22 protein-coding genes and 1 tRNA gene are annotated in these 25,791 nt (G+C 68.6%); 11 read left to right on the top strand and 12 right to left on the bottom strand.

Annotated elements, in window-relative coordinates; genetic code table 11:
- Positions 1-24 precede the first annotated feature (24 nt).
- Entirely contained in the window at positions 25-843 is an 819-nt protein-coding gene (locus J0A91_RS05855; protein WP_069204124.1) for an LD-carboxypeptidase, read from the bottom strand.
- Positions 844-965: 122 nt separating this feature from the next.
- Here J0A91_RS05855 and J0A91_RS05860 point away from each other — a divergent pair, with 122 nt between their 5' ends.
- The 3 genes from J0A91_RS05860 to J0A91_RS05870 all read left to right on the top strand — a co-directional run bounded on the left by J0A91_RS05860 (position 966) and on the right by J0A91_RS05870 (position 3,215).
- Positions 966-2,366 (top strand): glutamate ligase domain-containing protein, encoded by a 1,401-nt coding sequence (locus J0A91_RS05860; protein WP_069204125.1) that lies wholly within the window; start codon positions 966-968, stop codon positions 2,364-2,366.
- 20 nt (positions 2,367-2,386) lie between these two features.
- Complete coding sequence (locus tag J0A91_RS05865; RefSeq protein WP_069204126.1) at positions 2,387-2,641, top strand: DUF6356 family protein; 255 nt, start codon at positions 2,387-2,389, stop codon at positions 2,639-2,641.
- A gap of 208 nt (positions 2,642-2,849) precedes the next feature.
- Entirely contained in the window at positions 2,850-3,215 is a 366-nt protein-coding gene (locus J0A91_RS05870) for a hypothetical protein (RefSeq protein ID WP_069204127.1), read from the top strand.
- Between the two features lie 19 nt (positions 3,216-3,234).
- On the opposite strand, the gene J0A91_RS05875 is transcribed toward J0A91_RS05870, so the two are convergent.
- Positions 3,235-3,435 (bottom strand): hypothetical protein, encoded by a 201-nt coding sequence (locus tag J0A91_RS05875; protein WP_069204128.1) that lies wholly within the window; start codon positions 3,433-3,435, stop codon positions 3,235-3,237.
- Between the two features lie 176 nt (positions 3,436-3,611).
- On the opposite strand from J0A91_RS05875, the gene polA reads away from it, so the two are divergent.
- Positions 3,612-6,368, top strand: coding sequence for a DNA polymerase I (polA, locus tag J0A91_RS05880; RefSeq protein WP_069204129.1), 2,757 nt, complete (start codon positions 3,612-3,614; stop codon positions 6,366-6,368).
- Positions 6,365-7,876 (top strand): lipopolysaccharide biosynthesis protein, encoded by a 1,512-nt coding sequence (locus tag J0A91_RS05885; RefSeq protein ID WP_206364994.1) that lies wholly within the window; start codon positions 6,365-6,367, stop codon positions 7,874-7,876. The genes polA and J0A91_RS05885 overlap by 4 nt, the downstream gene beginning before the upstream one ends.
- A gap of 88 nt (positions 7,877-7,964) precedes the next feature.
- Here J0A91_RS05885 and purH read toward each other — a convergent pair whose 3' ends face one another.
- The 4 genes from purH to J0A91_RS05905 all read right to left on the bottom strand — a co-directional run bounded on the left by purH (position 7,965) and on the right by J0A91_RS05905 (position 13,485).
- Positions 7,965-9,530 carry a bifunctional phosphoribosylaminoimidazolecarboxamide formyltransferase/IMP cyclohydrolase gene (purH, locus tag J0A91_RS05890; protein WP_069204130.1) on the bottom strand — a complete coding sequence of 522 codons (1,566 nt, stop codon included), beginning with the start codon at positions 9,528-9,530 and terminating at the stop codon, positions 7,965-7,967.
- A gap of 116 nt (positions 9,531-9,646) precedes the next feature.
- Entirely contained in the window at positions 9,647-11,395 is a 1,749-nt protein-coding gene (locus J0A91_RS05895; RefSeq protein ID WP_069204131.1) for a heparinase II/III family protein, read from the bottom strand.
- Positions 11,392-12,054 carry a ribulose-phosphate 3-epimerase gene (rpe, locus tag J0A91_RS05900; RefSeq protein ID WP_069204132.1) on the bottom strand — a complete coding sequence of 221 codons (663 nt, stop codon included), beginning with the start codon at positions 12,052-12,054 and terminating at the stop codon, positions 11,392-11,394. The genes J0A91_RS05895 and rpe overlap by 4 nt, the downstream gene beginning before the upstream one ends.
- Positions 12,055-12,111: 57 nt before the next feature.
- A complete protein-coding gene (locus J0A91_RS05905) occupies positions 12,112-13,485 on the bottom strand; it encodes an RsmB/NOP family class I SAM-dependent RNA methyltransferase (protein ID WP_083224524.1) in 1,374 nt (457 codons plus the stop codon).
- Here J0A91_RS05905 and J0A91_RS05910 point away from each other — a divergent pair.
- A complete protein-coding gene (locus J0A91_RS05910; protein ID WP_069204134.1) occupies positions 13,465-13,623 on the top strand; it encodes a DUF1674 domain-containing protein in 159 nt (52 codons plus the stop codon). The two genes, J0A91_RS05905 and J0A91_RS05910, sit on opposite strands and share 21 nt — an antisense overlap.
- Before the next feature lie 108 nt (positions 13,624-13,731).
- Here J0A91_RS05910 and J0A91_RS05915 read toward each other — a convergent pair whose 3' ends face one another.
- Positions 13,732-14,709, bottom strand: coding sequence for an NAD(P)H-dependent glycerol-3-phosphate dehydrogenase (locus J0A91_RS05915; protein ID WP_069204135.1), 978 nt, complete (start codon positions 14,707-14,709; stop codon positions 13,732-13,734).
- Positions 14,706-15,743 carry a tRNA (adenosine(37)-N6)-threonylcarbamoyltransferase complex transferase subunit TsaD gene (tsaD, locus tag J0A91_RS05920; RefSeq protein WP_069204136.1) on the bottom strand — a complete coding sequence of 346 codons (1,038 nt, stop codon included), beginning with the start codon at positions 15,741-15,743 and terminating at the stop codon, positions 14,706-14,708. Before tsaD ends, J0A91_RS05915 begins: the two co-directional genes overlap by 4 nt.
- Before the next feature lie 108 nt (positions 15,744-15,851).
- Between tsaD and hemC the strand changes: the two genes are divergently transcribed.
- Genes hemC through J0A91_RS05935 form a run of 3 tightly spaced genes read left to right on the top strand, consistent with a single transcriptional unit; the run spans position 15,852 to position 18,403 of the window.
- On the top strand, positions 15,852-16,766 hold the full coding sequence (gene hemC, locus J0A91_RS05925; protein ID WP_420852815.1) for a hydroxymethylbilane synthase: 915 nt from the start codon (positions 15,852-15,854) through the stop codon (positions 16,764-16,766).
- Entirely contained in the window at positions 16,763-17,431 is a 669-nt protein-coding gene (locus tag J0A91_RS05930) for a uroporphyrinogen-III synthase (protein WP_069204138.1), read from the top strand. The genes hemC and J0A91_RS05930 overlap by 4 nt, the downstream gene beginning before the upstream one ends.
- Before the next feature lie 30 nt (positions 17,432-17,461).
- On the top strand, positions 17,462-18,403 hold the full coding sequence (locus tag J0A91_RS05935) for a hypothetical protein (protein WP_069204139.1): 942 nt from the start codon (positions 17,462-17,464) through the stop codon (positions 18,401-18,403).
- Between the two features lie 190 nt (positions 18,404-18,593).
- Here J0A91_RS05935 and J0A91_RS05940 read toward each other — a convergent pair whose 3' ends face one another.
- Entirely contained in the window at positions 18,594-19,235 is a 642-nt protein-coding gene (locus tag J0A91_RS05940) for an LON peptidase substrate-binding domain-containing protein (RefSeq protein WP_150126836.1), read from the bottom strand.
- A 23-nt stretch (positions 19,236-19,258) separates the two neighbouring features.
- Positions 19,259-20,155: a tetratricopeptide repeat protein gene (locus J0A91_RS05945; RefSeq protein ID WP_069204141.1), complete on the bottom strand. Its 897-nt coding sequence runs from the start codon at positions 20,153-20,155 to the stop codon at positions 19,259-19,261.
- 207 nt (positions 20,156-20,362) lie between these two features.
- On the opposite strand from J0A91_RS05945, the gene J0A91_RS05950 reads away from it, so the two are divergent.
- A tRNA-Gly gene (locus J0A91_RS05950) sits at positions 20,363-20,437 on the top strand.
- 74 nt (positions 20,438-20,511) lie between these two features.
- Here J0A91_RS05950 and J0A91_RS05955 read toward each other — a convergent pair.
- Positions 20,512-20,658 carry a hypothetical protein gene (locus tag J0A91_RS05955; RefSeq protein ID WP_169833092.1) on the bottom strand — a complete coding sequence of 49 codons (147 nt, stop codon included), beginning with the start codon at positions 20,656-20,658 and terminating at the stop codon, positions 20,512-20,514.
- A 72-nt stretch (positions 20,659-20,730) separates the two neighbouring features.
- A complete protein-coding gene (locus J0A91_RS05960; protein ID WP_069204142.1) occupies positions 20,731-22,692 on the bottom strand; it encodes a beta-L-arabinofuranosidase domain-containing protein in 1,962 nt (653 codons plus the stop codon).
- Between the two features lie 198 nt (positions 22,693-22,890).
- Between J0A91_RS05960 and J0A91_RS05965 the strand changes: the two genes are divergently transcribed.
- A complete protein-coding gene (locus J0A91_RS05965; protein WP_240502215.1) occupies positions 22,891-25,779 on the top strand; it encodes a TIM-barrel domain-containing protein in 2,889 nt (962 codons plus the stop codon).
- Positions 25,780-25,791: the final 12 nt, after the last annotated feature.

Genomic DNA, 25,791 nt, shown 5'->3' on the forward strand with positions numbered 1-25,791 from the left:
TTGAGCGACTCGCCATCCAACGGTTTAGACGACCCCGAACGGCACCACCTTGTTGTCAGCGTCATGCGCGATGTCGGCGCGGCCGAGATAGGGCACGCCCATCTCGCCGCACCAGCGCGCGATCATCTGCTCGGGCGTTTCGCCGAACTCGGGCACGTTGGGCTGCACGTCGGTGACGCGGCCGAGCCGGATGCCGGCGATGCCCTTCAACTGAGTCGCGTGGGCGATCTGCGAGAGCATGCGGTCGATCCGGTAGAGCGGTTCGGAGACTTCCTCGATCATCAGCACATGATCGGTGAGGTCGGGCAGCCAGGGCGTGCCGATCAGCGCACTCAGGATCGAGAGATTGAAGGCGGCGGCGGGGCGGCCGTCGAGGCTCGGTTCGAGGCCGGCGCGATCACCGCGCACCAGCCAGGCGAGCGAGCGCATCACGTCATGCGCCTGATCGTCCTTGCGGCTCACCTCGGAGGGCATCGGGCCGTGTGCGGGGCGGCCGATCCGCCGGGCGTAGAGCGCGGCGAGCAGGAAGCCCATGTCCGAATAGCCGAGATACTGTTTGTGCGCAGCCGCCGGGGCGAGCTGCGGCATCACACTATGGAGGATGCGGTTCGAGCCATAGCCGCCGCGTGCGAACCAGATCGCGTCGAAGGCGGGATCGTTGGCGAATTCGAGGAAAGCGGCGGCGCGCACCGCGTCGCTGCCGGCGAAATGGCCGTCCTCGACGAAGCATTGCGGGTGGAAGACGATCTCGACCTCGGGGAAGGTGATCGCCGCGAGCGCCTTCACGCGGGGTTCGACGATCGGATCGATCGGGCGCGCGGGCGCGCAGACTGCAATTTTCATCACTACCTTCCGTTCGCCCCGAGCGTAGTCGAGGGGCAAGCGCGGCGCATGGTGTCTCGACTGCGCTCGACACGAACGGTCGAGGTTGCTCCGGCCCGCTAAAATCCCGATAGCGTGATGCCATGCACTCCACCAAGCCCTACTTCTTCGTCGGTATCGGCGGCAGCGGGATGATGCCGCTTGCGATGATCCTCGCCGGGCGGGGGCAGCGCGTGTCGGGGTCGGACCGCGCGCTCGATCAGGCGCGGTTGCCCGCCAAGTTCGCGGCACTCCGCGCGCTCGGCATCGATCTGTTTGCGCAGGACGGCAGCGGCATCACCTCGCCCGAACAGATCGTCGTCGCCTCGGCCGCGATCGAATCGACCGTCGCGGATATCGTCGCGGCGGACTCGGTCGGCGCGCAGCGGCTGAGCCGTGCGCAATTGCTCGCCGACCTGTTCAACGCGAGTACGCTTCCGATCGGCGTCGCCGGGACCAGCGGCAAATCGACCGTCACCGGCATGATCGGCTGGATTCTGCACGCGTGCCGCCGCGACCCGACGGTGATGAACGGCGCGGTGATGAAGAATTTCGTGGCGCCGCAAGCCCCGTTCGCGAGCGCGCTGGTCGGCGGCGGAGACGCCTTCGTCAGCGAGGTCGACGAGAGCGACGGCTCGATCGCGCTCTACCGGCCCCGAATCGCGGTGCTCAACAACGTCAGCCTCGATCACAAATCGATCGAGGAATTGCGCACGTTGTTCGGCGATTTCGCGCGCGGCGCCGAGACGGTGATCCTCAACATCGGCGATGCCGAGACGGCGGCGCTGGCCAAATCGCTCGCCACGCCGCCGATCACCTTCGCGGTGGAGGGCGTGGCCGATCTGGTCGCGGAGAATCTCGCGCCCGAGCCATTCGCCTGTTCGTTCGATCTGGTCGCGGGCGGGGTGCGGCATCCGGTGCGCCTTGCGGTGCCGGGGCGGCACAATGTCTCAAACGCACTCGCCGCGATCGGCGCGGCGCGCGCGGCGGGGGTGCCGCTCGCCGAGGCGATCGAGGCGATCGAGGGGTTCGTCGGGCTCAAGCGCCGCTTCGAGCTGGTCGGCGAGGCCGGCGGCGTGTCGGTGATTGACGATTTCGGGCACAATCCCGACAAGATCGCCGCGACGCTCGACACGCTCCATGCCTTTGCGGGGCGGTTGCTGGTGCTGTTCCAGCCGCACGGCTACGGCCCGCTCAAGGTGATGCGGCACGAACTGGTCGCGATGTTCCGTGAGAAACTCGCGCCGGACGATCTGCTCGTGCTGCCTGATCCGGTCTATCAGGGTGGCACGGTGACGCGCGCAGTGACGAGCGCCGATCTGATTGCCGATATCGGCGGGCGCGCGCGCCATATCGCCGACCGCGCCGATGCCGCCGCCGCGCTGGTGGCGGAGGCGCGGCCCGGCGACCGCATCGTCGTGATGGGCGCACGCGACGACACGCTGAGCCAGCTCGCCGCCGACATGCTGACGCACATCGCCCGCAAGGACGTTTCTCCCGCCTGAGCGGAGACAAGGAGACCGCCATGTTCCGCCGCCTGTTCCTCGACCACCCGGCCTCCGTCGGCGAGAGCTATCGCGAGCATTTCGGCGTGGCGACGCGGTTCGGGGTGACGATGATCGCGGGTGGCATCGCCGCGCTGATCCACGGTGTGCTGCCCTGCGCCTTCAAAACGACCGGGAGCCGCACGATCGCCCGCCTCAACCGCGAGATCGCCGAGAAGCGCGCGGCGACCGCAGCGGCGACCGAGCAGGTGAAGACGGTCGAATACGTCATTTAATCGACTCTGGCCCCATACCCCCGTTCGCACTGAGCTTGTCGAAGTGCGTGCCAAGAGCGCTGCGTCTGCGGCACGTGCCCTTCGGCTGGCTGGCAAGCCAGCCGCTCAGGACAGGCTTCGACAAGCTCAGCACGAACGGATAGGAATTTCGGTACGCGACCCGGCCTTTAGGCTTGCGCGAAATCGCCGCCCGTGGCTTGGGGCGCGAATGGCAAAGTCCGCAACCGATCTGATGCAGGATATCCTCGTCGCGACGACGCTGGATGCGTTCATGGCGCTCAAAAAGGCTTCGGGCGGGCTGCCTAACGCCCTGTTGCGTGACCTCAACGCGGTCCACGCCAACACCACGCTCGCCGATCTGCCGGCCGAGGTGCAGGCGGCGATCGCCGCCAGCGTGCGCGACGCGTTCTCGCGGCTGCTCAAGGAAGGCTATACCGTCGCGCCGAGCCGGGGGGCGCCGCCGCCGCCCGCGCCGCGCAGCCCGACGCCGCCACCGCGTTCGCGCGCCAAATCCGGCCCGCCCACCGTCGAGACGCGCCGCCCGCGCCCGCCGGTCAAGCCGAAGGGGCGCTGAGCTTCACGTCGCGGCGCGCCTATTCGTGCAGGGCGTTGGCGAGGATGGCGAGATCGTTGGCGTCCACGCTTGCGCCGGTCGCGTCGGTCTCGGTCGTCGCATTGGCCGCGACCGCCGGCTTGCCGGGGGATGCGCCGACGAACTCGGCCGCGCTCCACAGGATGCCGCCGGCCCAGAGCAGGGCGGCCCAGCGGCTGCGGAAGAGTTTGGCGTAAGGCATGGCGCAGCCATAGCGGCGAGGGGTCAACCGATCCTTAAGAGTTCGCGCGGAAGAGGGGCGGGCGCAGGCCCGCGCTTTCGCTCTGCGCCGTATGCGTGATCCCAAAGCCACAGGCGCGGCGCTCGCGATTCTAAGCCTTTGTGCTGTTTCCCGCGCTGGGCTATTCCCGCCCCGCAATGCCTCATCTCTATCTTGTCGACGGCTCGGGCTATATCTTCCGCGCCTATCATCGCCTCCCGCCGCTCACCAACAAGCATGGCGAGCCGGTGGGTGCGGTCTATGGCTATACGACGATGCTGTGGAAGCTCGCCGACGAACTCCACAAGGCCGATGGCCCGACTCACATGGCGGTCATCCTCGACAAATCCTCTAAGACGTTCCGCAACGATCTGTACGATCAGTACAAGGCGCACCGGCCGCCGCCGCCCGAGGATCTCGTCCCCCAATTTCCGATGATCCGCGACGCGACGCGCGCCTTCTCGCTGCCGTGCATCGAGGAGGAAGGTCTGGAGGCGGACGACATCATCGCCGGCTACACCAAGGCCGCGCTCGCCCAAGGGTGGCAGGTGACGATCGTGTCTTCGGACAAGGATCTGATGCAGTTGATGACCGATCCGTCGGTCGACATGTACGATACGATGAACAACCGGCGGCTCGGGCCGGATCATGTCTTCGAAAAGTTCGGCGTCGGCCCCGACAAGCTCGGCGACGTGCTCGCGCTGATGGGCGACAGCGTCGATAACGTGCCGGGCGTCACCGGCGTCGGGCCGAAGACCGCGTCCAAGCTGATCCTCGAACATGGCGATCTCGAAGGCGTGCTCGCCGCCGCCGAGGGGATGAAAAAAGGCAAGCTGCGCGACAATCTGATCGCGCAGGCCGACAATGCGCGGCTGTCCAAGGTTCTCGTCACGCTCAAATGCGACGCGCCATTGCCCGAGCCGCTCGACGATCTCGCGCTTCAGGGCATTCCCGATGCACCCTTGCGCGTCTTCCTCGAACATCACGGCTTCAAGTCGCTGCTCGCCAAGCTGAGCGCGGTCGCCGATGCGCCGGTCGCGGCGCCGACCAGCGTGCCGCAGGAGGAAGATCCGCCCTGCGAACACGACGGGTATGAGACGGTGGTGGACGAGGCCGCGCTCGACGGATGGATCGAGAGCGCGCGGCATCAGGGCTGGATCGCGGTCGATACCGAGACCACCGGCATCGACGCGACTCGCGCCGAGCTGGTCGGGATCAGCCTCGCGCTTCAGCCCAACCGCGCCTGCTACGTGCCGCTCGGCCACGGCGGCACCGGGCTGTTCGCCGAGACGCCGCCGCAGATCGACACCGCTGTCGCGCTGGCGAAGCTCAAGCCGCTGCTCGAAGACCCGGCGGTGCTCAAGATCGGGCATAATCTCAAATACGATATGATCGTATTGGGCCGGCTCGGCATCGATGTCGCGCCGTTCGACGACACGATCCTGATGAGCTTCGATCTCGACGCCGGGCTGCACGGCCACGGCATGGACGAGCTTGCCGCGACGCATCTTTCGCATAGCTGCATCGCGTTCAAGGACGTGGTCGGCGTGGGCAAGAGCCAGCGCCAGTTCAACGAAATCGATCTCGACGCCGCGACTCGCTACGCCGCCGAGGATGCCGATGTGACGCTGCGGCTGTGGCGGCGCTTCAAGCCGCGCCTCGCCGCCGAGCAGGTGACGCGCGTCTACGAGATGGTCGATCGTCCGCTGGTGCCGGTGGTGGCGCAGATGGAGCGACACGGCATCAAGGTCGATCGCGAGAAGCTCGCCGGGCTATCGACGGCATTCTCCACGCAGATCGCAGGCCTCGAAACCGAGATCCACGCGCTCGCCGGCGGGCCGTTCACGATCGGCAGCCCCAAGCAACTGGGTGATGTGCTGTTCGAGCGGATGGGCATCAAGGGCGGGCGCAAGGGCAAGTCGGGGGTCTATTCGACCGACGTCAACGAGCTTGAGCGGATTGCCGCCGACCGCGATTCGCCCGGGGTGGAGATCGCCGGCAAGGTGCTCGAATGGCGCCAGCTCTCTAAGCTCAAATCGACCTATACCGATGCGCTCCAGGCGCAGATCAACCCCGCGACGGGACGGGTCCACACCAGCTACAGCCTGACCGGCGCGCAGACCGGGCGACTGTCCTCGACCGATCCGAACCTCCAGAACATCCCGATCCGTACCGAGATCGGCCGGCAGATTCGCGATGCGTTCGTGGCGGATGCGGGCAACGTCATCCTCGCTGCCGATTATTCGCAGATCGAGCTTCGCCTCGCCGCGCACATGGCCGACGTGCCGCAGTTGCGCGAGGCGTTCGCGAGCGGCGCGGACATCCACAGCCTGACCGCGCAGGAGCTGTTCGGCGAGGTCAACCGCGATACGCGGGGGCGCGCCAAAACGATCAACTTCGCGATCCTCTACGGCATCTCGCGCTGGGGGCTGGCCGGGCGGCTCGACGTGACCGCCGACGAGGCGCAGGCGATGATCGACCGCTATTTCGAGCGCTTCCCGGGCATCCGCAACTATATCGCCGCGACCACCGAGTTCGTCCGCGAGAACGGCTATACCGTCACCTTGTTCGGGCGGAAGACGCACTTCCCGCGCATCTCATCCAAGGTCCAGCACGAGCGGCAGGGCGCCGAACGCGCCGCGATCAACGCGCCGATCCAGGGCACGTCGGCGGACATCATCAAGCGCGCGATGGTGCGGATGGGGCCGGCGCTGGCCGAGGCCGGGCTGGGCCATGTCCGCATGCTGCTGCAGGTGCATGACGAACTCGTGTTCGAACTGCCCGAAGGCGACGTGGCGGCGGCGCGGCCGGTGATCGAGCGCGTGATGGCGAGCGCCGCCGAACCGGCGGTGATGTTGTCGGTGCCGCTCGGCGTCGAGATCGGCGTCGGGCCGAGCTGGGGCGCGGCGCATTGAGTGACGTAATCCCGTCGGCGGCAGGTGCCCCCGACGACATCAACGCGCTCGCCAAGGGCGGGCGGACCAACATCTTCGGCTTCCTGCTGCGGCTCGCCGCCAGGTTGCCGTTCCTGTTCATCGCCGGGCGAAGCTATGGCCCCGATCTGGTCGGGCGGTTCGCGCTGGCGGTGGTGGTGGTCGAGTTCGCCGCGCAGCTCGCCACGCTCGGTCTCAAGCGGGGCCTCGCGCAGGCCTTCTCCGATTCGGGCGAACGCTCGCACACGCATGTCGCGTGGGACGCGCTGGCGGTGGCGTTCGTCGCCTCGGCGTTCGCCAGCGTGGTGCTGTTCGCGTTCCCGCAGATCATGTTCCCGAGCGGCGAGATGGGGCGGCTCGAACAGTATCTGCCGCTCGTCGTGTTCGCCTCCGCCTGGACCGAGATCACGCTCGCCGCGCTCGCCTATCGCCGCAATGTCGGCGCCTCGGTGACGGCGCGCGCGATCATCGAGCCGTGGACGATCAGCATCGCCGCGTTTGTCTTTTCCTTCTTCACCAAGCAGGACGGGCTGGTCCTGTCGTACATGCTGTCGATGCTCGCCGCGCTGACCGCGGCGCTGATCCCGTTCCTGCGCAGCTATGGCATGCCTTATGGCTGGCGGCCCGAGCCGGGGCGGCTGGTCGCGCTGGCGCGGCACAACATTCCGCTCGCCGGCGCCGATGCGATCGAATGGGGATCGCGCAACGTCGATCGCGCGATCCTCGGCTATATGTTCGCGCCGGCGATCGTCGGCATCTATTACATGGCGGTGCAGATCGCCTCGCTGCCGGGCAAGTTGAAGACCAGCTTCGATCCAATCCTCGGCCCGGTCATCACCACCAGCCTCGCAGCAGGGGACCGCAAGGCGGTGGCGCAGCAGGTTCGGCAGGTCGGCTTCTGGATCATGGCGGCGCAGGCCGGCCTCGCGCTGATGGGGTCGATTCCGGGCAAGGCGGTGATGGGTGTGGTCGGCCCGCAGTTCGTCGCGGGCACCGCCGCGATGGCGTTCCTGCTCACCGCCGAGGTGGCGGCGTCGACCGGCGCGGTGTGCGAAAGCGCGCTCGTCTATATCGCGCGGCACCTCAATCTGATGCTGTCGATCGCGGCGCTGAGCTTGCAGGTGGCATTGAGCTTCGTGCTGATCTTCGCGGCGCGCTGGGCGGGGTGGCCCGATACCTGGCAGGCGGCGGGGCCGGCGCTGGCGCTGTTGCTGGCGATGGGAACGTCGTCGATCGTCAAGTCGAGCGTGCTGGCGCGGATGCTCGGCGCGCCGGTGCGCGGCTGGCGCTGGCAGTTGCTGCTCGCAGCCGGGGTGGCAATCGCGGTGGGGACGATCTTCACCTCGCTGCCGCATCGCTACGAGTGGGCCGAGCTGGTGTTCGGCGAGCCCGCCATCGCGGCGAGCTATCTGTTCGTGCTGTGGAAATTCGCGTTCGGACCGGAGGATCGGGCTTTGTTGCGGCGGACGCCTAAGGCAGCTGTGGCCTGACACCACAATGTTCTCCCGCGAAAGCGGGAGCCCAGAGCCAAGCAGCGCTGCATTTGTGGCTCTGGACCCCCGCTTTCGCGGGGGAACATCAATGCCGGAAGTGCCGCACCCCGGTGAACACCATCGCCAGTCCGGCCGCGTCGGCGGCGGCGATCACTTCGTCGTCGCGGATCGAGCCGCCGGGCTGGATCACTGCGGTCGCGCCGGCTTCCACCGCCGCGAGCAGGCCGTCGGCGAAGGGGAAGAACGCGTCCGATGCGACCGCCGAGCCGATCGTGCGGGGCTGTGCCCAGCCGGCCTTCTCGGCGGCGTCCTTGGCCTTCCACGCGGCGATGCGCGCCGATTCGAGCCGGTTCATCTGGCCCGCGCCGATCCCCGCCGTGCTGCCGTCCTTGGCATAGACGATCGCGTTCGACTTGACGTGCTTGGCGACCGTCCAGGCGAAGCGGCAGTCGGCGAGTTCGGCCGCGGTGGGCGCGCGCTTGGTCACGACCTTCATCTCCGGCGCCGAGGCATTGTCGCGGCCCTGCACCAGCCACCCGCCGGTGATCGACTTGGCCATCAGCCCGCCGCGTGCGGGATCGGGCAGTGCGCCGGTGAGGAGCAGGCGGAGGTTCTTCTTGGCGGCGAACAAGGCGATCGCCTCTTCATCGGCGTCGGGCGCGATCACGACTTCGGTGAAGATGCCGGTGATCGCGCGTGCGGTCGCCGCGTCGAGCGGGCGGTTGAGCGCGATGATGCCGCCGAACGCCGAGACGGTGTCGCACGCGAATGCGGCGGCATAGGCCTGCTCGATCGTCGCGGCGGTGGCGACGCCGCACGGATTGGCATGCTTGACGATGACGACGCTCGGATCGGCATCGCGGAACTCGCTGACCAGTTCCAGAGCAGCGTCGGCATCGTTGTAATTGTTGTACGACAGCGCCTTGCCCTGCACCTGCCGCGCCTGGCCGACACCGTTGGCGACCGGCCCGCGCGTCGCGTAGAACGCCGCCGACTGGTGCGGATTCTCGCCATAGCGCAGCGTGTCGCCGAGCGTCAGCGCGACCGGCAGGATCTGCGGGAACGCCTCGCGCTGATCGGCGAAGGCGAACCACTGCGCGATCGCCGAGTCATAAGCGGCAGTCGCGGCATAGGCCTTGGCGGCGAGGCGCTTGCGATCCTCGAGCGTGGTGCTGCCGCCAGCGACCAGCGCGTAATCGGCGGGATCGGTGACGATCGCGACGAAAGCGTGATTCTTGGCGGCCGAGCGCACCATCGAGGGGCCGCCGATGTCGATATTCTCGATCACCTCGTCGCGCTCGGCGCCCTTCGCGACGGTCGCCTCGAACGGATAGAGGTTGACGACGACGAGGTCGATCGCGCCGATATCATGCTCCTTCATCGACGCGACATGCGCGGCATCGTCACGCACCGCGAGCAGCCCGCCGTGAACCTTGGGGTGGAGCGTCTTGACGCGGCCGTCCATCATCTCGGGAAAGCCGGTGAGATCGGAGATGTCGCGCACGTCGAGCCCGGCGTCGCGCAGCGCCTTGGCGGTGCCGCCGGTCGAGACCAGTTCGACGCCGGCCTTGGCGAGCGCTTTGCCGAGATCGACGATGCCGGTCTTGTCGGAGACGGACAGGAGAGCGCGGCGGATGGGAATCTGGGTCATGATGCAATCCAAGAACCGTTCGTCCCGAGCGACGTCGAGGGGCCGCGTCGGGCATGTCCCTCGACTTCGCTCGGGACGAACGGAGGTGAGCGTTTGATCGCGCGCCTCCTGCCCGCTTACCCCGCGCGCTTCAAGACCCAGCCGACGCTGGTGCCACCGGCGGGCGTGTCGCCGGTGACGACGAGCTGGACGGTCGATTGCGGCCGGCCCTGGCCATCGATCCATACGCTCGGCTCGACGGCGAGCGCGCCGCCGCGGCAGCGGAACTGCCACAAGACGCCGCCCGGGAGCCGCAACAACGCCGCCATGCCGTCGGCGGTGGGCGACACCTCGATGCCGACGCCGAGGTGGAAGCGGATGACGAAGCCGTTCGCCGAGACGCGCCCGCGCTTCTTGGCGGGCAGCAGCATGTCGTCGCCGCGCAGCTCGCGGCCATCGCCGGTCAGGATCAGTTGGCGGCGGTGAATGAAGCCGAAGCGGCGGGCATAGCCATCGTGGCTGGCCTCGACACGGCTGGCGTTCTCGCTCTCCTGTCGCGCGAGCTCGACCTCGCCGACGCCGCGCCCGAGCGTGCCGTCGCTGTGAACCGCGGTCGAATTGCTGTCGCCGACCACCAGGGTCGAATGCGCTGCGGTGGTGCGCAGCCCCTCGGTCAATTCCGTCGGAAGTTGCGCGATACCGGCATGCGCGCCGCCGCAATTGACGATGATGCGGTGCGCACCGTCCGAGAACTCGAACGCCAGCGTCGAGGCGCAACCGCCTTTGGCGAGTCGCGCGACCGGCGGCGGCGCGGCATCGAACACCAGCACCGCGCCTGCCGCCGCCAGCCGCTGATAGCCCCATTCGCGCGCCTGACGCAGCGGGCGGGTGCGAACGCCCGTCGCGGCGAGGATGTCGGCGATCTCGGCGCCCGGCACCGGGCCGCCGCCCTGGCAGCTCGACAGCCCGCCATCACCGAGGCAGACGCCGAGCAGCGCCGGCACGAGCCGGCCGAGCGAATCGGCGATCAGCGCGGGCGGTTCGATCCGGCGTGCCTCGTACACCGCGCGAAGCTGGGTCAGCAGCATGATGACATCGAGCTGCGCCTGCGGGCTGCGCGAGACGACGCCGCCATCTTCGAACAGCGACGCCGCCAGCGCACGCGCGAGCGCGGCCTCGCTGGCGATTCGGCGCGCATCGCCGCCGGGCAACAGCATCCCACCGGCCACCACGCCGCACAGCGTCGCGACTCGCGCCGCACCGGGCGCGACCTTCTCGGCGCCGCGATCGAGGTGGCGCGTACACCGCGCGAAGGCGTTGAGCACCGCGCTGCGATAGACGAGATCGGCCGAGGACAGGATCAGCGGCGCATGCGCGGACCAGGCGAGGATTCGCCGTGCGCACAGATCGGGCCGCCACGCCGGCTCGCTGACGATTTCGGCGTGCGCGGCGAGCCATTGCCGCAGGATCGCCTCCGCGACCGGCACCGCCTGCACGCGAGTCGCCACGGTCGAAAGGTCGCGCAGCCAGCCCGCGCTATGCAGATAGTCGGCGAAATCGGCAGAGAAATCGGGCTTGAGGAGATTGAGCGATTCGATTGCGCGAGTCTCGCCCCGGAAGGTCATCTGCCCGGCGAGCAGCGCCTTCCCGCGCTTCACATCGCCGAGAAACGGATCGTCGGGAACCGCGAGCAATTTGAGCGGATAGCGCCCCTTCAGCCGCAAACCGTGGATCGGCGTGCGCCAGGTCAGCCGGTGGAAATGTTCGCTGATGCGATCGGCCAGCGACAGCCCCTTGTCGCCATCGGCGCGGACCAGCCACTTGCCCTCGACCGAGTCGTCGCGTTCGCCGGTATTCGCGTCGTCGTGCGACGGCAGATCGTTCACGCGCCCCTCAGCGCCCGGATATTCTCGGCGTAGCGATCCGGTCCGCCGCGGAAGGTGGCGGTGCCGGCGACGAGCGCATCCGCGCCGGCGTTGATCGCGTCGCGCGCGGTCTCGACATCGATGCCACCATCGACTTCGAGGTCCACCTGGTAACCGCCCTTGTCGATCATCTGGCGCACCGCCGCGATTTTCCGTAGCGCGCTCGGGATGAAGCTTTGCCCGCCGAAGCCGGGGTTGACGCTCATCACCAGCACCAGATCGACCGAATCGATCAGATATTCGAGCGCTTTCGCCGGGGTCTGCGGGGTCAGCACCACGCCGGCGCGCTTGCCGAGTTTGCGGATGTGCTGGAGACTGCGGTGCGTGTGCGGCCCGGCCTCGACATGGATGCTGATCGTGTCGGCGCCGGCCTCGGCGAACTGGTCGAGATAGGCATCGACCGGCGCGATCATCAGATGCACGTCGAACGGCTTGGTCGTGTGCGCGCGCAGCGCCTTCACCACTTGCGGGCCGATCGTGATGTTGGGGACGAAATGCCCGTCCATCACATCGACGTGAATCCAGTCGGCGCCGGCGGCGTCGATCGCGCGCACCTCCTCGCCAAGCTTGGCGAAATCTGCGGACAGGATCGAGGGCGCGATGCGGACGGGCATTTGCATCGTCGAGGCTCTAAGCCCGCGGGCAAAACCCCGCAAGCCGCCTATCGCCCACGATGGTTACTGCGCGCGCCGCAGCCGGGCGATGAAGAAGCCGTCGTTGCCGCCGGGGGAGACCTGCCCGGGCAACAGCCGCAGCCAGCCGCTTTCGTGCGGCGTCACGCCCGCCGGGAGTTCCTCCGCGCGGACCGGGTCGATCGCATAGTCGGCATGCTCGGCGAGGAACGCTTCGATCCGAGTCTCGCCTTCCTCGCGTTCGAGCGAACAGGTGGCGTACACCAACGTACCGCCCGGCTTGACCCAGCCGGCGGCGCGCGTGAGCAATCGTGCTTGCGTCACCGCCATCTGCGCGATCACCGAGGGGCGGGTGCGGTAGAGCACGTCGGGGTGGCGGCGGAAGATGCCCGTCGCGCTGCACGGCGCATCGAGCAGCACCGCATCGACGCTTTCCTGCGGCGACCAGTGGAGCACGTCGCCGGTGATGACGCGCGCCTTGGTGTCGGTGCGCGCGATATTGGCGCGCAGCCGGGTGAGGCGCGCTTCGGAGGCGTCGACCGCGATCACCGACCAGCCGGCGTGCGCGAGCTGCATCGTCTTGCCGCCGGGCGCGGCGCACAGGTCGAGCGCCGTTCCGCTGCCCGTGCCGATCAGCCGCGCGGGCAGCGAGGCGGCGATGTCCTGAACCCACCACGCGCCCTCTTCGAAGCCGGGCAGTTCGGGGACATGCGCCGATTCGAGCCGGACATGGCCGGGCAGCAGCGAGGTGCCGCCGAGTCGCTCGGCCCATTCGGCCGTCGTCGCGGGGTCGGCGAGCGTCAGGTCGAGCGGGGGCGGCGCGGCGATGGCGTGTTCGGCCGCCTCGATCATGTCGTCGCCCCAGGCGGCGTGCCAGCGGATCGCGACCGGATCGGGCAGCGCCGGGATCTCGGGCAGGGTGTCGCCGCGCCGCGAGAGCGCGCCGAATACGCCGTGGACGAGCTTTTTCGGCCCGCCATCGACGAGCGGCAGCACCGTCGCGATCGCGGCATGTGCCGGCGTGCCGAGCGACAGCACCTGGACGAGCGCGATCCGCAGCACGAAGCGCGCCTTGGCATCCTCGGGCAGCGCGCGCGGCGTCGCCGAATCGATCAGCGCGTCGAGATCGGGCAGGCGGCGCAGCACCTCGGCGGCGATCGCGTGGGCGAGCGCACGGTCGTCGGCGCGCTCGATTCCCGCCGTGGCGCGGCCGAGCGCCGCTTCGAGCGGCAGCCCCTGCCGCAACACCGCATCGAGCAGCTTCAGCGCGGCACGGCGCGCGGGGACGCCGGGCGGGTCGGCGGGTTTGGGGGCATTGGACTGGGACGATTCGGCCACGGGTCTTGAACTCTCAGCTTGGGCGCGCGATCTGGGGAGTCCCGCACCAAAGGAGCCTCCATGAGCCGCCGACCGCCCCATGTGAAGCCACCCGCCCATCTTTCCAAGACCACGCCGGTGCCCGAACCCCAGCCCAAGGTCGAAACCAAAGACCCGCTCACGCTCGATCCGACCCGCTACGGCGACTGGACGCTGAAGGGCATCGCGGTCGATTTCTGAACGTTGATCGTCATGCCAGCGGACGCTGGCATGTCCGGGTGAGACGCGACCTGCTCGTCTTCGCGGAAGACCCCAGCGTGCGCTGGGGTAACGAAAAATTGGCTCGCGTCAGGCGTGTTCGCGCGTCAGCGGGCGGGCGAGCAGGGTGCCGATCACCGCGCCGACCTCGGCGCCCGCCAGCAATGCGGCCACCGCTTCGGAAACCGGCATCGCAACGTCAGCCGCCGCCGCTGCCGCGCACAGCACCGGGGCGGTGAACGCACCTTCGGCGACGGTGCGGCGATCGGCCATCAGCTCGGCCGCCTTACGACCTTGCCCCAGCCCGAGGCCGAGCGAGAAGTTGCGGCTGCTGGTCGACGAACAGGTCAGCACCAGATCGCCCAGCCCCGATAGCCCGGCGAGCGTCTCGGCCCGGCTCCCGCGTGCGAGGCCGAAGCGCGTCATCTCGGCGAAACCGCGCGCGATCAGCGCGGCGCGGGCGTTCTGGCCGAGCCCCGCGCCCTCGACCACGCCGCAGGCGATCGCGAGCACGTTCTTGACCGCGCCGCCGATCTCCGCGCCGATCACATCGTCCGAGGCATAGGGGCGGAAGGTCGGCAGCGCGAGCGCCTCGGCCATGCGCGCGGCGGCATCGGCGTCCGCCATCGCCAGCGTGACGGCGGTGGGCAGCCCGCGCGCGACCTCGCCCGCGAAGGTGGGGCCGGAGAGAACGCCGATCGGCGAGGCGGGATGCTCCTCGGCGGCGACTTCGCTCAGCAATTTGTGGCTGCCCGCCTCGATCCCCTTCGAGCAGAGTAGCAGCGGCTGGCCGTGCCTGGGCAGGTCGCGCAGCACCGCGCGGGCATGCTGCGCGGGGGTGACGACGAGGATCAGGTCGGTTTCGGCCGCCGCCGCCAGATCATCGCTCGCGCGAATCGCGGGGGAGAGTTCGACGCCGGGCAGGAACAGCGGGTTGGCATGGGTGTCGTTGATCGCCGCGACAACCTCGGGCTCGCGCGCCCACAGTCGGACGGTGTGCCCGCCCGCCGCCATCACCTGCGCGAGCGCGGTGCCCCATGCGCCGCCACCGAGAATACCGATGTTCACGCCTTCACCCCCGCGCCGCGCACCGCCTCTGCCGATGGATCGAGCGGCCAGCGCGGGCGGGCTGGCATGTCGAGCGGATCGGTGAGGCCGGCGGCGAAGCGTTCCGCGCCGGCCCAGGCGATCATCGCGGCATTGTCGGTGCAGAGCCACAACGGCGGCGCGACGAAGCGGAGCGCGTTGTCGTTCGCTAACTTCAGCAAACTCGCGCGTACCGCACCATTGGCGGCGACCCCGCCCGCGACGACGAGTGCGGTGGCGTCCTCGGCGCGGTGGAGCGCGCGGGCGGTGCGATCGATCAGGCAATCGACCACCGCCGCCTGGAACGAGGCGGCGAGATCCTCAGGCGACCATGTGCCCGCCGCATGCGCGCGCACCACCGCGCTCTTGAGGCCGGCGAACGAGAAATGCGGCTCCGCAGATCCCTTCAATGGGCGCGGCAGCGGCACCGCCTTGGGGTTGCCGAGCGCGGCGGCGCGTTCGACCGCTGGGCCGCCGGGGAAGCCGAGTCCGAGAATTTTAGCTGTCTTGTCAAAGGCTTCACCCGCCGCATCGTCGATCGTGGTGGCGAGCCGGCGGTAGCGCGCGACGCCTTCGACCAGCAGCAACTGGCAATGCCCGCCCGAGACGAGCAGCAGCAGATAGGGAAAATCGAGATCGGGATCGGCGAGACGCGGTGAGAGCGCATGGCCTTCGAGATGGTTGACCGCGACCAAAGGCTTGCCCGCCGCATGCGCCAGCGCCTTGCCGGTGACGAGCCCGACCATCACCCCGCCGATCAGCCCCGGCCCGGCCGTCGCCGCGACCGCATCGACATCGGCGAGGGTGACACCGGCATCGGCGAGCGCGCCTTCGACCAGCGGGATCAGCGCCTCGACATGCGCGCGCGCGGCGATTTCGGGGACAACGCCGCCATAGGGCCGGTGCGCGGCCTCCTGCCCGGCGAGCCGGTGCGACAGCACGCGACGATCCGAGGTGACGATCGCGGCGGCGGTCTCGTCGCAACTCGATTCGAGGCCGAGGATGAGCTTGGTCATGATCCGTTCGTCCCTAACGCTTCGTCGCACGCTTGTCGAAGGGCGGTAAAGTCCCTTACGGGCGTTGCAGAAACGGGCTTCGATAGGCTCAGCCCGAACGGAGTGGACGTGCCGTCAGTCTTTCGTATCGGAACCCGCGGTTCACCGCTCGCGCTCGTACAGGCCAATATGGTGCGCGATGCGCTGTGCGCCACGCATGGCTGGCCCGAAAGCCGCATCGAGATCGTCGTGATCCGCACCACGGGAGATCGCGTGCAGGATCGCGCGCTCGCCGAGATCGGCGGCAAGGCGCTGTGGACCAAGGAACTCGATCGCGCGCTGCTCGGCGGCGAGATCGATTGCGCCGTGCATTCGATGAAGGATGTCGAGACGATTCGCCCGGAGGCGATCCGAATCGCCGCGCTGCTGCCGCGCGCCGACGTGCGCGATCGGCTGGTCGGCGCCGACAGCATCGCCGCGCTGCGCCACGGCGCGGTGCTCGGCACCAGCAGCCCGCGCCGCGCCGCGCAGGTGAAGCGGCTTCGCCCCGATGTGACGACGATCCTGTTTCGCGGCAACGTCGCCACGCGGCTGGCGAAGCTCGCGGCGGGGGAGGCGGATGCGACGCTGCTCGCGGCGGCGGGGCTGGAGCGGCTCGGGCGCGACGATGTCGGCGTGGCGATCGATACCGCGGTGCTGCTGCCGGCACCCGCGCAGGGTGCGGTCGGCATCGAGGTGCGCGCCGACGATGATTCGGCGGGCGCGCTGGTCGAGGCGATCGGCGACGGCGTCACGCAGGCGTGCGTCGGCGCCGAGCGCGCGTTGCTCGCGCGGCTGGTGGCGGATTGCCATTCGCCGGTCGCGGCGCTGGCGACGATCGAGGGCGGGGTGATGCACATCGTCGCCGAACTGCTCGCCGAGGATGGCAGCGCGCATGTCACCGGGGCGATTCGCGGCGAACCCGGCGCGGCGCTGGCCGAGGCGTTGGCGGACGATCTGCTCGATCGCGCGCCGGAATCGGTCCGCCGGCTGTTCGCGGGATGAGCGAAACGCTCGCCGTGCTGCGCCCCGAGCCGGGCAATGCGGCGACGGCGGCACGCGCGACGGCGGCGGGATATGCGGTGCTGCGGCTGCCGCTGTTCGCGGTGGTGCCGCTCGACTGGGCGGTGCCCGATCCGCGCGATCACGATGCGCTGGTGCTGACCAGCGCCAATAGCGTGCGCGCGGCCGGCGCGGCGCTCAGCGGCCTCGCCGCGCTGCCGGTGATCGCGGTGGGCGAGCAGACCGCCGCCGCCGCGCGCGCCGCCGGGCTGACGGTCTTGGCGACCGGGAACAGCGATGCGACCGCGCTCGCGACCTTGCTCGCCGAACACGGCATCGCGCGCGCGTTACACCTCGGTGGTCGCGAGCGGACCCCGGTCGGCGGCGTCACGCGCGCCATCGCGGTCTATGCGAGCGAACCGCGTGCCGTCGCGCCCGCCGATCTGGCCGGACTGGCCGGCAGCGTCGCGCTGCTCCATTCGGCGCGTGCGGCGGCGCGCCTCGGTGCGCTGCTCGATTCGGCGGAGGTGCCGCGCGGGCGCGTAACGATCGGCGCGTTCAGCGCGGCCATCGCCGCCACCGCCGGACCGGGCTGGCGGGCGGTCGCCGTCGCGCCGAGCCCAAGCGATGCTGCGCTGTTCGCTGCGATCGATGCGCTTGGGCGTTGACCGGCTGGCGTTGGGCGGGAATAAGGTGGCATGGATCAAGCGCCGCCGACCCCGGTTCCCGCCCGACGCGCGGGCTGGCGAACGATCACGCTCCTCGCGATATTTCTGGTTCTGATCGGCGCCGCCGGTGCGTTCGCGCTGTTCCGCGTGTTTGGGCTCGGCCCCGCGCCGAAGACCACCACGCTGACGCTGCCGATGAGCAATGATTCGGGCGGATCGCAATCGCCGGTCGTGATCGTTCCCGCCAAGGGTGGCGCGCAAGGCGCGACGATCGATCTCGACGCGCTCTCCTCGCGCGAGGCGGCGCTCGCCGCGCAGCTCGACACGCTGGAGGAGCGCACCGCCGGCGTGGGTGCCGATGCGCAGGCCGCCGCCAGCAATGCCACGCGCGCCGAGGGGATGCTGATCGCCTTCGCGGCGCGGCGCGCGCTCGATCGCGGGGTGGGGCTCGGCTATCTCGAGGAACGGCTGCGCTACCGCTTCGGCGCGAGCCAGCCTGGCGCGGTCGCGACGATCGTTCAGGCGGCACGCGAGCCGGTGACGCTCGACGATCTGCGCGGCGGCCTCGATGCGATCGGCCCCGATCTGGTGACCGGCGGGTTTCGCGGCGGGCTGGTCGCGAGCTTCCGGCGCGAACTGACCGGGCTGATCTCGCTCCACCGCGCCGGCACGCCGTCGCCGCTCCCTGCCGACCGGCTCGCGCGCGCGCGCCGGCTCGTCGAGGGCGGGCGGATCGAGGCGGCGCTGGGCGAGGTCGCGCGGCTGCCCGGCGCGGCCGATGCGGGCCGCTGGACCGACGCGGCACGACGCTACATCGACTCGCGCCATGCGCTCGACATTCTCGAATCGGCGGCGATGGCGGGGCAGGCGGCGGGCACGATCGCCGCGCCGCCGGTGGTGCAGCCGGCGGCGGCCCCAAGACCCGCCCCAGCGGCAGTGCCGGCGGTCGCTTCACCCGTTCGCGCTGAGTAGTGGTTGAGTAGGGCCGGAGGCCCGTATCGAAATGAGCAGGTGAACATGCCCCCGGCATGTTCAGGATCATCCGGGGGATGATCCGACCTGCTCATCGTATCGACGCACGGGTGCGTCCTTCGATACACCGCGATACGCCCCGCGGGCTACTCAGCGGTTGCTCAGGACGAACGGAATGTCCGGCGCGCCGCTATTGCAGCGTCACCGAATCCTCGCCGTCGTGGCGGCCGAAGAATTGCATGAGCTGGATGATGAGCTCGGCGCGGTCCTCGATGTCGGGCGATTCGAGCAAAGCCTGTTTCGCCGCCACGTCGAACGGCGCGATCTGGGCGATGCCGTTGACGAGCGCCTCGTCGTCGAGCCGGGTCACCGCATCCCAATCGACCGCATAGCCCTGCGCATCGGCGAAGGCGCGCGATTCGGTTTCGAGCAGCGAGCGGCGCGATAGCGAGAGCATCTCGGGCTCCTCCGCGAGCGGCAGCAGCTCTGCCTCGATCTGGCGGAACGGCGTCGTCACGTCGAGTTCGCGCACGACGCGGAACAAAGCGACGCCTTCGAGCACCAGATTGTAGCGCCCGTCCTCGCTCGCCTCGAACTCGCCGATCTTGCCGACGCAGCCGATCTCGAACAGCGGCGGCCCGTCCTTGCGGCCGGCCTTGTCGGCGCCGGTATCCCTCGGGCGCGGCTGGATCATGCCGATCCGCCGGTCACGTGCCATCGCGTCGGACACCATCGCGCGGTAGCGCGGCTCGAAGATGTGCAGCGGCAGATGCATGCGCGGGAACAGCAACGCCCCCGGTAGCGGGAAGATCGACAGGCGCGCGGTCTTCACCGCATCGCTCCCGCGCCGATCGCTCATCCGAACAGGATCGCGGAAAGCTTGCGGCGCTGTGCCGACACCCACGGGTCTTCGAGACCGACGACTTCGAACAGCTTGAGCAACTGGGTGCGCGCGGCGGCGTCGTTCCACGCCTTGTCCTCGGCGATCATCGCGAGCAGCGTGGCGGCGGCGGCTTCGCGGTCGCCCGCCGCCATCTGGCCGCCGGCGAGTTCGAAGCGCTTGTCCATGTCGTGCGGGTTGGCGGCGACCTCGGCGGCGAGCGCGGCGAGATCGTCGACCGGCTTCGCGTCGCGCGCGAGCGTCAGCGCGGCCTTGGCGCGCTCGATCTCGGGCGATTTGGCGATCGCCTCGGGCAAGGCCGCGATCGCGGCATCGGCCTCGTCGACGCGGTGTGCGGCGACCAAGGCGCGGATATGGCCGGCGAGCGCGCCGGGATGTTCGGGCGCCATCTCGACGATCTGCGCGAAGATGCTGACCGCGCGCTCGGCATCGCCCTCGGCGAGCACCTGCTCGCCCATCGCGAGCAGCGGCTCGATCTCGGCATCGAGCGAGGCCTCCTCGCTTTCGATCGGCAATTGCTTGAGGATCTGGTCGAGCATCGCGCGGAGCTGCGATTCGGTGCGCGCGCTGGTCAGATCGGCGACGAGCTGGCCCTGGAACATCGCATAGACGGTCGGGATCGACTTGATCTGGAATTGCCCGGCGATGAACTGGTTCTTGTCGGTATCGACCTTGGCGAGCACCACGCCCTTGTCGGCATAGGCAGCCGAGACCTTCTCGAGGATCGGCGTCAGCGCCTTGCACGGGCCGCACCATTCCGCCCAGAAATCGATGATGACGAGCTTGGTCATCGACGGCTCGACCACGTCGCGGCGGAAGCTCTCGACGGCCTCGCGTTCGGCGGCGCTCATTCCCAGGGTAGCCAAAATGCGCTCCAATCTTTGAAGGTCGGGGTCTGAAAGTCGGGTCGGGCCTTATGTGGGCGCTCGGGCGCTCAAGCCAAGGCTTTTCACACGGAATGCGAAAAGCGTGAAGAAGGGGCTTGCCAGCCTGCCCACCCATCGGTATCAGCCGCGCCTCACCCGCCTTCCGGTTCACATCGGAAGGCAGTCGCCAGAGCGGGCGTAGCTCAGGGGTAGAGCACAACCTTGCCAAGGTTGGGGTCGAGGGTTCGAATCCCTTCGCCCGCTCCAGCGTTTTCCGTCGCATCGGAAGACCTGGCCGTCGATGCGACGGCCATCGCATCCACAGCGTTACCGCGAGCCTGTCACCGTTCGGTGAAGCGCTTCACCTTGACCGGCAGATCCTTGCCCTTGGTGCGGCGCGAGGGGATTTGCACCGGATGCTTCTTCTTCCACTCGGCGAAGGTCATCGGCCCGTCGGGCGTGTCGATCATCAGGTCATCGGTACTCATGCAGCATGCTCCAGATCTCGGGCGGCCCGCCCCGCAGTCACCGGCTGAAACGCCGAACGGGCCGCCACGGGTTCATGCGACCGCCGGCTTCACCCGCCAATAGGTGGCATAGCGCTCGTGCGCGACGCGGTGGTACGGGATCAGCCGGACGGGCTTACCCTCGGCGGAGGCGATCGTGAAGGTGAGCGGCCCGTCGCCGGGGCGGATCGCCCGCGCGAGCAGCCTCGGATCGCCAGCGAGCGTCGGCGCGGTGAAGGGTGAGTCGTTGTAGCCGCCGTATTTGCGTTCGCTGACGATGATGTCCGCGCCCGGCGCCAGGCCGTCCCGCCCGAGCGCGCCGGCAAGCACCAGCGGGCCGTAGGTGAAGGCGACGATATCGGGGGCGGCGGGCGCGCTTTCGACGGCGGGCTCCATCACCAGCCGCAATTCCACGCGGTCGCCGTCGTTCCACGTGCGCGCGAGGTCGATATAGCTGCCCGGAACGGTCGAGCGCACCGCCTCCGTGCCGTTGACCAGCACGGTCGCGGTGCGGCTCCAGCCGGGATGGCGCAGCTTCAGCGTCACCTCGGTCGGGCGCTTCAGCGCCCAGCGCAATGTGGTGGTGGGCGTGTCGGGGAAGGTCGTGGTCTGGGTCAGCACCGCCCCCTTCTCCTTCCACGCCACCGAGGAGGGCACGAACAGGTTCACGTAGAGCGCCGAATCAGCGTGGAAGTAGATCGAATCGCGATATTTGACGTGGTTTTCCATGCCGGTGCCGGTGCAGCACCAGAAGCTGTCCTCGGGGGTGTGATACAGCTTCATATATCCCGGCCGCGCGCCCTGGAAATAGGTCGCCATGCCCGAATCGGGGTCCTGCGAGGCGAGGATGCCGTTGTAGAGCGTGCGCTCGTAATAATCGGCATAGTCCGCGCGCGGATCGTGGAGGAACAGCGCGCGCGTGAGCTTGAGCATGTTGTGCTGGCAGCACGTCTCCGATCCCTTGGCGGAAAAGACGTGGCTGTCGAAATCGGCCATCGGGAAGAAATGCTCCTCGTCGCCGTGCCCGCCGCTCGCGAACGAGCGCGTCTTCGCGACGGTGCGCCAGAAGAACGCCGCCGCGTCACGGTATGTCGCGTCGCCGGTCATCTCGTAGACGCGCTGGAAGCCGACGATCTTGGGCACCTGCGTGTTGGCGTGGAGCCCGTCGAGATGGTCGCGCCCGCGCGCCAGCGGTGCGAGGATCGCCTTGTGCGAGAACCGCTCGGCGAGCGTGCGATACTCGGCATTGCCGGTCATGAAGAAGAGATCGGCGTAGATTTCGTTCATGCCGCCATGTTCGGTATCGAGCATCGTCTCGAACTCGGCGTCGGTCAGCGGCTTGGTCGCCACCACGCCCCAGTCCGCCAGCCGCACCAGCACCGCGCGCGACGGTGCGCTGTCCGCCAGCAGCGCGCCGTCGCGCAGGCCCGCATAGACCTTGTGGAGCGTGTACCAGGGGACGCCGGTGATCTTGTCGCCGCGCAGGTGTGCCGCGACCAGCGCCGCGCCCTTGGGGAAGGCGCAGACCAGCCCAGACCCCGCCGCCCGCTGGCACGCGGCGAGTTCGCCCGCGATATAGTCGATCCGCTGTTTGTAGCGCGCGTCCTTGGTGGAGCGATAGGCGAGCGCGCAGGCCGACAGATAATGGCCGAGCGTGTGGCCGTGGCAGTTGATCTCCTCCCAGGTCGGCTCGGATTCCCACCCGCCATAGACCGGCGCCTTGGGCTTGAGGCCCGCGTTGACGCGGAAATTGTGCAGCATCCGGTCGGGCTGCAATCGCATCAGATAGGCTTCGGTCATGCGCTGGGCATGCAGGAACGGGCCGTCCGCCAAAGCCACGTCGGCCATGTCGAACGGCTTGAGCGCCGCCGCCGGCTGGCCCGCGCCGGGCTGCGGCGTGGCGGCCTGCGCTGGCATCGCCCCGGCCATGCCGGTGACGAGCGCGCCCGCGCCGGCGGTGGCGAGGAAATCGCGGCGCGAATGGTGGCCGCATGGGCTCTGGCCGGTTTCGATCATGCTGACCCCTCCTTGGGATTGTCGCTGGTGCGTGGCGCACCTGATTGCGGAAACCAGCCTGAGGTACGGGAAGGCGGCTTGCGAGGCAACGCCGATGGGATCGCTACCGCCGGATATGCCGCCGCACCTTGACAGGTCGAGGCCCCCCGATAAGACCTTGGGGAGAAAACGTTTACGAAGACCTTCCGGGAGATGCAGGTGGCGAGACGCGGTTCGGCCCTTTTGATGCTGTGCGCCTCGGCGATCGCGTCTCCGGCACTTGCGCAGAGCGCGACCGGGCTCGACGGCAATGGCCATATGGTTGCGCTACCGCAGCCGTCGGCGGCGACCTTCGCCTATGTTCGGCTTCGCGACGGCGTGCAGGTGCGCGTCGGTGGCGTCACCAAGAACGTGATCTTCTACGGCCCGGATACGGTGCGGGTGAACGCCAATCTGGGCGCCAATTATTGGACCGCGCCGAGCATCGTCGTCACCGAAAAGCCCGCCGCCGTGCCTTTCACGCTGAGCGAAACGCCGACCACGCTCACGATTCTCGGCGCGAAGCTGCGGATCGAGATCAGCAAGGCGACCGGCGCGCTGCGCTTCCTCGACGGCGCGGGCAAGCTCTACACCGAGGAGAAGGCCGACACGCCGCAGACGCTCAAACCCGTCACGATCTCCGGCAAGCCGAGCTACGAGGCGACCAACACCTTCGCGCTGCGCCCCGACGAGGCGCTCTACGGCTTCGGCTTCACCGCCGACGACACCAGCAACCGGCGCGGCAAGGATCTGCTGCTCGTCCAGACCAACATGGGCATCATCATCCCGGTGATGATGTCGTCGCGCCGCTACGGCGTGATGTGGGACACCTATTCGCAGATGCGCTTCAAGGACGATGCGCAGGGCGCGTCGCTGTGGGCGGAAAGCGCGCCGGGCGGGGTCGATTATTATTTCATGGGCGGCGACACGCCCGACGACGTGGTCGGCGCCTATCGCCGGCTGACCGGCGCCGCGCCGATGTTCCCCAAACAGGCGTTCGGGCTGTTCATGAGCAAGGAGCGCTACAAGACCCAGGCCGAGCTGATCGACGTCGCGCAGACGTTTCGCCGCGAGCGCTTCCCGCTCGATTACATCGTGCAGGACTGGCAATATTGGGGGTCCGACAAGGACGGAAGCTGGAGCGGGATGGCGTGGGACAAGACCCGCTACCCCGATCCCGCCGGGATGAGCCGGCAACTCCACGACATGAACCTCAAGCTGATGGTGTCGATCTGGCCGTCGGTCGGCAACGACACCGCGCTCGCGCACGACCTCGACGCGCATCATCTCCGCTTCGCGCCGCTCCACTGGATCTCCAAGCACGCGCGCGTCTACGATGCGTACAGCAAGCTCGGCCGGCAGATCTATTTCAACGCGATCAAGACCGGGCTGCTCGACAAGGGCGTCGATGCGCTGTGGATGGACGGCACCGAGGTCGAGGTCAGCAGCGCGATGTGGAACGCCGCCGACAACGTTCGCGACACCAAGGCGCTGGGATCGAACGCGCTCGGCGACTTCACGCGCTATCTCAGCCCCTATTCGCTGCTGACGACGCAGGGCACTTATGATGGCGAGCGTGCGACCAGCAACAAACGCGTCTTCACGCTCACCCGATCGGCTTGGGCCGGCGCGCAGCGTACCGCCGCAGCATCGTGGAGCGGCGACATCTATGCGAGCTGGAAGACGTTCAAGCAGCAGATCGCCGGCGGCGTCGACGTCACCGTCACCGGCAATCCGTATTGGACCAACGACACCGGCGGGTTCTTCGTGTCCGAGTTCATCGGCGGCGCGCAGAACCCGGCGTGGCGCGAACTGTATGCGCGCTGGCTGCAATTCTCCGCATTCAATCCGCTGATGCGAATCCACGGCACCGATGTCGAACGCGAGCCGTACCGCTTCAAGACGCTCGACCCGCAGGTGTACGACTCGCTGCTCAAGAGCACACAGCTTCGCTATCGCCTGCTGCCCTATATCTATCCGCTGAGCTGGAAGGTCACCTCCGCCGGCTACACGCTGATGCGGCCGCTGATGATGGATTTCCCCGACGATCGCGCCACCGACACGATCGACGACAGCTTCATGTTCGGCCCGTCGCTGCTGGTCCATCCGGTGACGCGCGCGATGTACCATATCGTGCCGCCGCCGCCCGTCACCGTGCCGGCGGAGTATCTGCGCACGCCGGATGGTCAGCCGGGGCTGGCCGGGCAATATTTCGAAGGCGACGCTTTCCAGACGCCCAAGGGCAAATTCGTCGATACCAAGATCGACCATAACTGGCCCGACCCGCCCTTCGCCGACATTCCCGGCGGTCTCACCAGCCTCAGCAATTTCTCGGCGCGCTGGCAGGGTACGCTCACCGCGCCCGAGGACGGAACCTATGAACTCGGGCTGGAGGGCAATGACGGCTTCCGCCTGACGCTCGACGGCAAGCCGGCGATCGAAAGCTGGCAGAAGGGCGCGTCGCGCTACAAGAGCACCGAACAGACCTTCCGCAAGGGCCAGGTCGTCAAGGTCGCGATCGAGTATTTCCAGGCCGACGGCAATCGCAGCCTGCGCTTCGGCTGGCGTCTGCCGAGCGAGCGGCAGGCGCTGCCCGCGGCGGGGAAGCTCAACACCGCGGTCGAGACCTATTTGCCCAAGAGTGCCGGCTGGTATGATTTCTGGACCAACCAGCGCTTCGACGGCGGCCAGCGCGTGACGCGCGACGCGCCGCTCGACGTGGTTCCGCTGTACGTGCGGGCGGGCTCGATCGTGCCGATGGGGCCGGACGTGCAATATGCCACGCAAAGCCCGGACGCACCCTATCAGGTCCGCGTCTATCCCGGCGCCGACGCCACATTCACCGTCTATGAAGACGATAACGAGACCTATGATTACGAGAAGGGCAAGTTCGCCACCTATGATCTGGTTTGGAACGATAAAGCCCGCACGCTGAGCGTCGGCGCGCGCAAGGGCGCGTTCCCCAGTCTCGTCGCGAAACGCCGGCTCAACATCGTGCTGGCCGGCGCGGGCGCGGCTTCCCGCGCGATCGACTATGACGGCCGCGCCGCGAGCGTGCGCTTCAACTGATCTTTCGAAAGA

It is taken from the genome of Sphingomonas panacis (assembly GCF_001717955.1).
Classification (GTDB): domain Bacteria; phylum Pseudomonadota; class Alphaproteobacteria; order Sphingomonadales; family Sphingomonadaceae; genus Sphingomonas; species Sphingomonas panacis.

Coding starts and splice junctions, on each gene's coding strand:
- J0A91_RS05855 (WP_069204124.1), bottom strand. CDS start 843: ATGAAAATTGCAGTCTGCGCGCCCGCGCGCCCGATCGATCCGATCGTC.
- J0A91_RS05860 (WP_069204125.1), top strand. CDS start 966: ATGCACTCCACCAAGCCCTACTTCTTCGTCGGTATCGGCGGCAGCGGG.
- J0A91_RS05865 (WP_069204126.1), top strand. CDS start 2,387: ATGTTCCGCCGCCTGTTCCTCGACCACCCGGCCTCCGTCGGCGAGAGC.
- J0A91_RS05870 (WP_069204127.1), top strand. CDS start 2,850: ATGGCAAAGTCCGCAACCGATCTGATGCAGGATATCCTCGTCGCGACG.
- J0A91_RS05875 (WP_069204128.1), bottom strand. CDS start 3,435: ATGCCTTACGCCAAACTCTTCCGCAGCCGCTGGGCCGCCCTGCTCTGG.
- polA (WP_069204129.1), top strand. CDS start 3,612: ATGCCTCATCTCTATCTTGTCGACGGCTCGGGCTATATCTTCCGCGCC.
- purH (WP_069204130.1), bottom strand. CDS start 9,530: ATGACCCAGATTCCCATCCGCCGCGCTCTCCTGTCCGTCTCCGACAAG.
- rpe (WP_069204132.1), bottom strand. CDS start 12,054: ATGCAAATGCCCGTCCGCATCGCGCCCTCGATCCTGTCCGCAGATTTC.
- J0A91_RS05910 (WP_069204134.1), top strand. CDS start 13,465: ATGAGCCGCCGACCGCCCCATGTGAAGCCACCCGCCCATCTTTCCAAG.
- J0A91_RS05905 (WP_083224524.1), bottom strand. CDS start 13,485: ATGGGGCGGTCGGCGGCTCATGGAGGCTCCTTTGGTGCGGGACTCCCC.
- tsaD (WP_069204136.1), bottom strand. CDS start 15,743: ATGACCAAGCTCATCCTCGGCCTCGAATCGAGTTGCGACGAGACCGCC.
- J0A91_RS05930 (WP_069204138.1), top strand. CDS start 16,763: ATGAGCGAAACGCTCGCCGTGCTGCGCCCCGAGCCGGGCAATGCGGCG.
- J0A91_RS05935 (WP_069204139.1), top strand. CDS start 17,462: ATGGATCAAGCGCCGCCGACCCCGGTTCCCGCCCGACGCGCGGGCTGG.
- J0A91_RS05945 (WP_069204141.1), bottom strand. CDS start 20,155: ATGAGCGCCGCCGAACGCGAGGCCGTCGAGAGCTTCCGCCGCGACGTG.
- J0A91_RS05955 (WP_169833092.1), bottom strand. CDS start 20,658: ATGAGTACCGATGACCTGATGATCGACACGCCCGACGGGCCGATGACC.
- J0A91_RS05960 (WP_069204142.1), bottom strand. CDS start 22,692: ATGATCGAAACCGGCCAGAGCCCATGCGGCCACCATTCGCGCCGCGAT.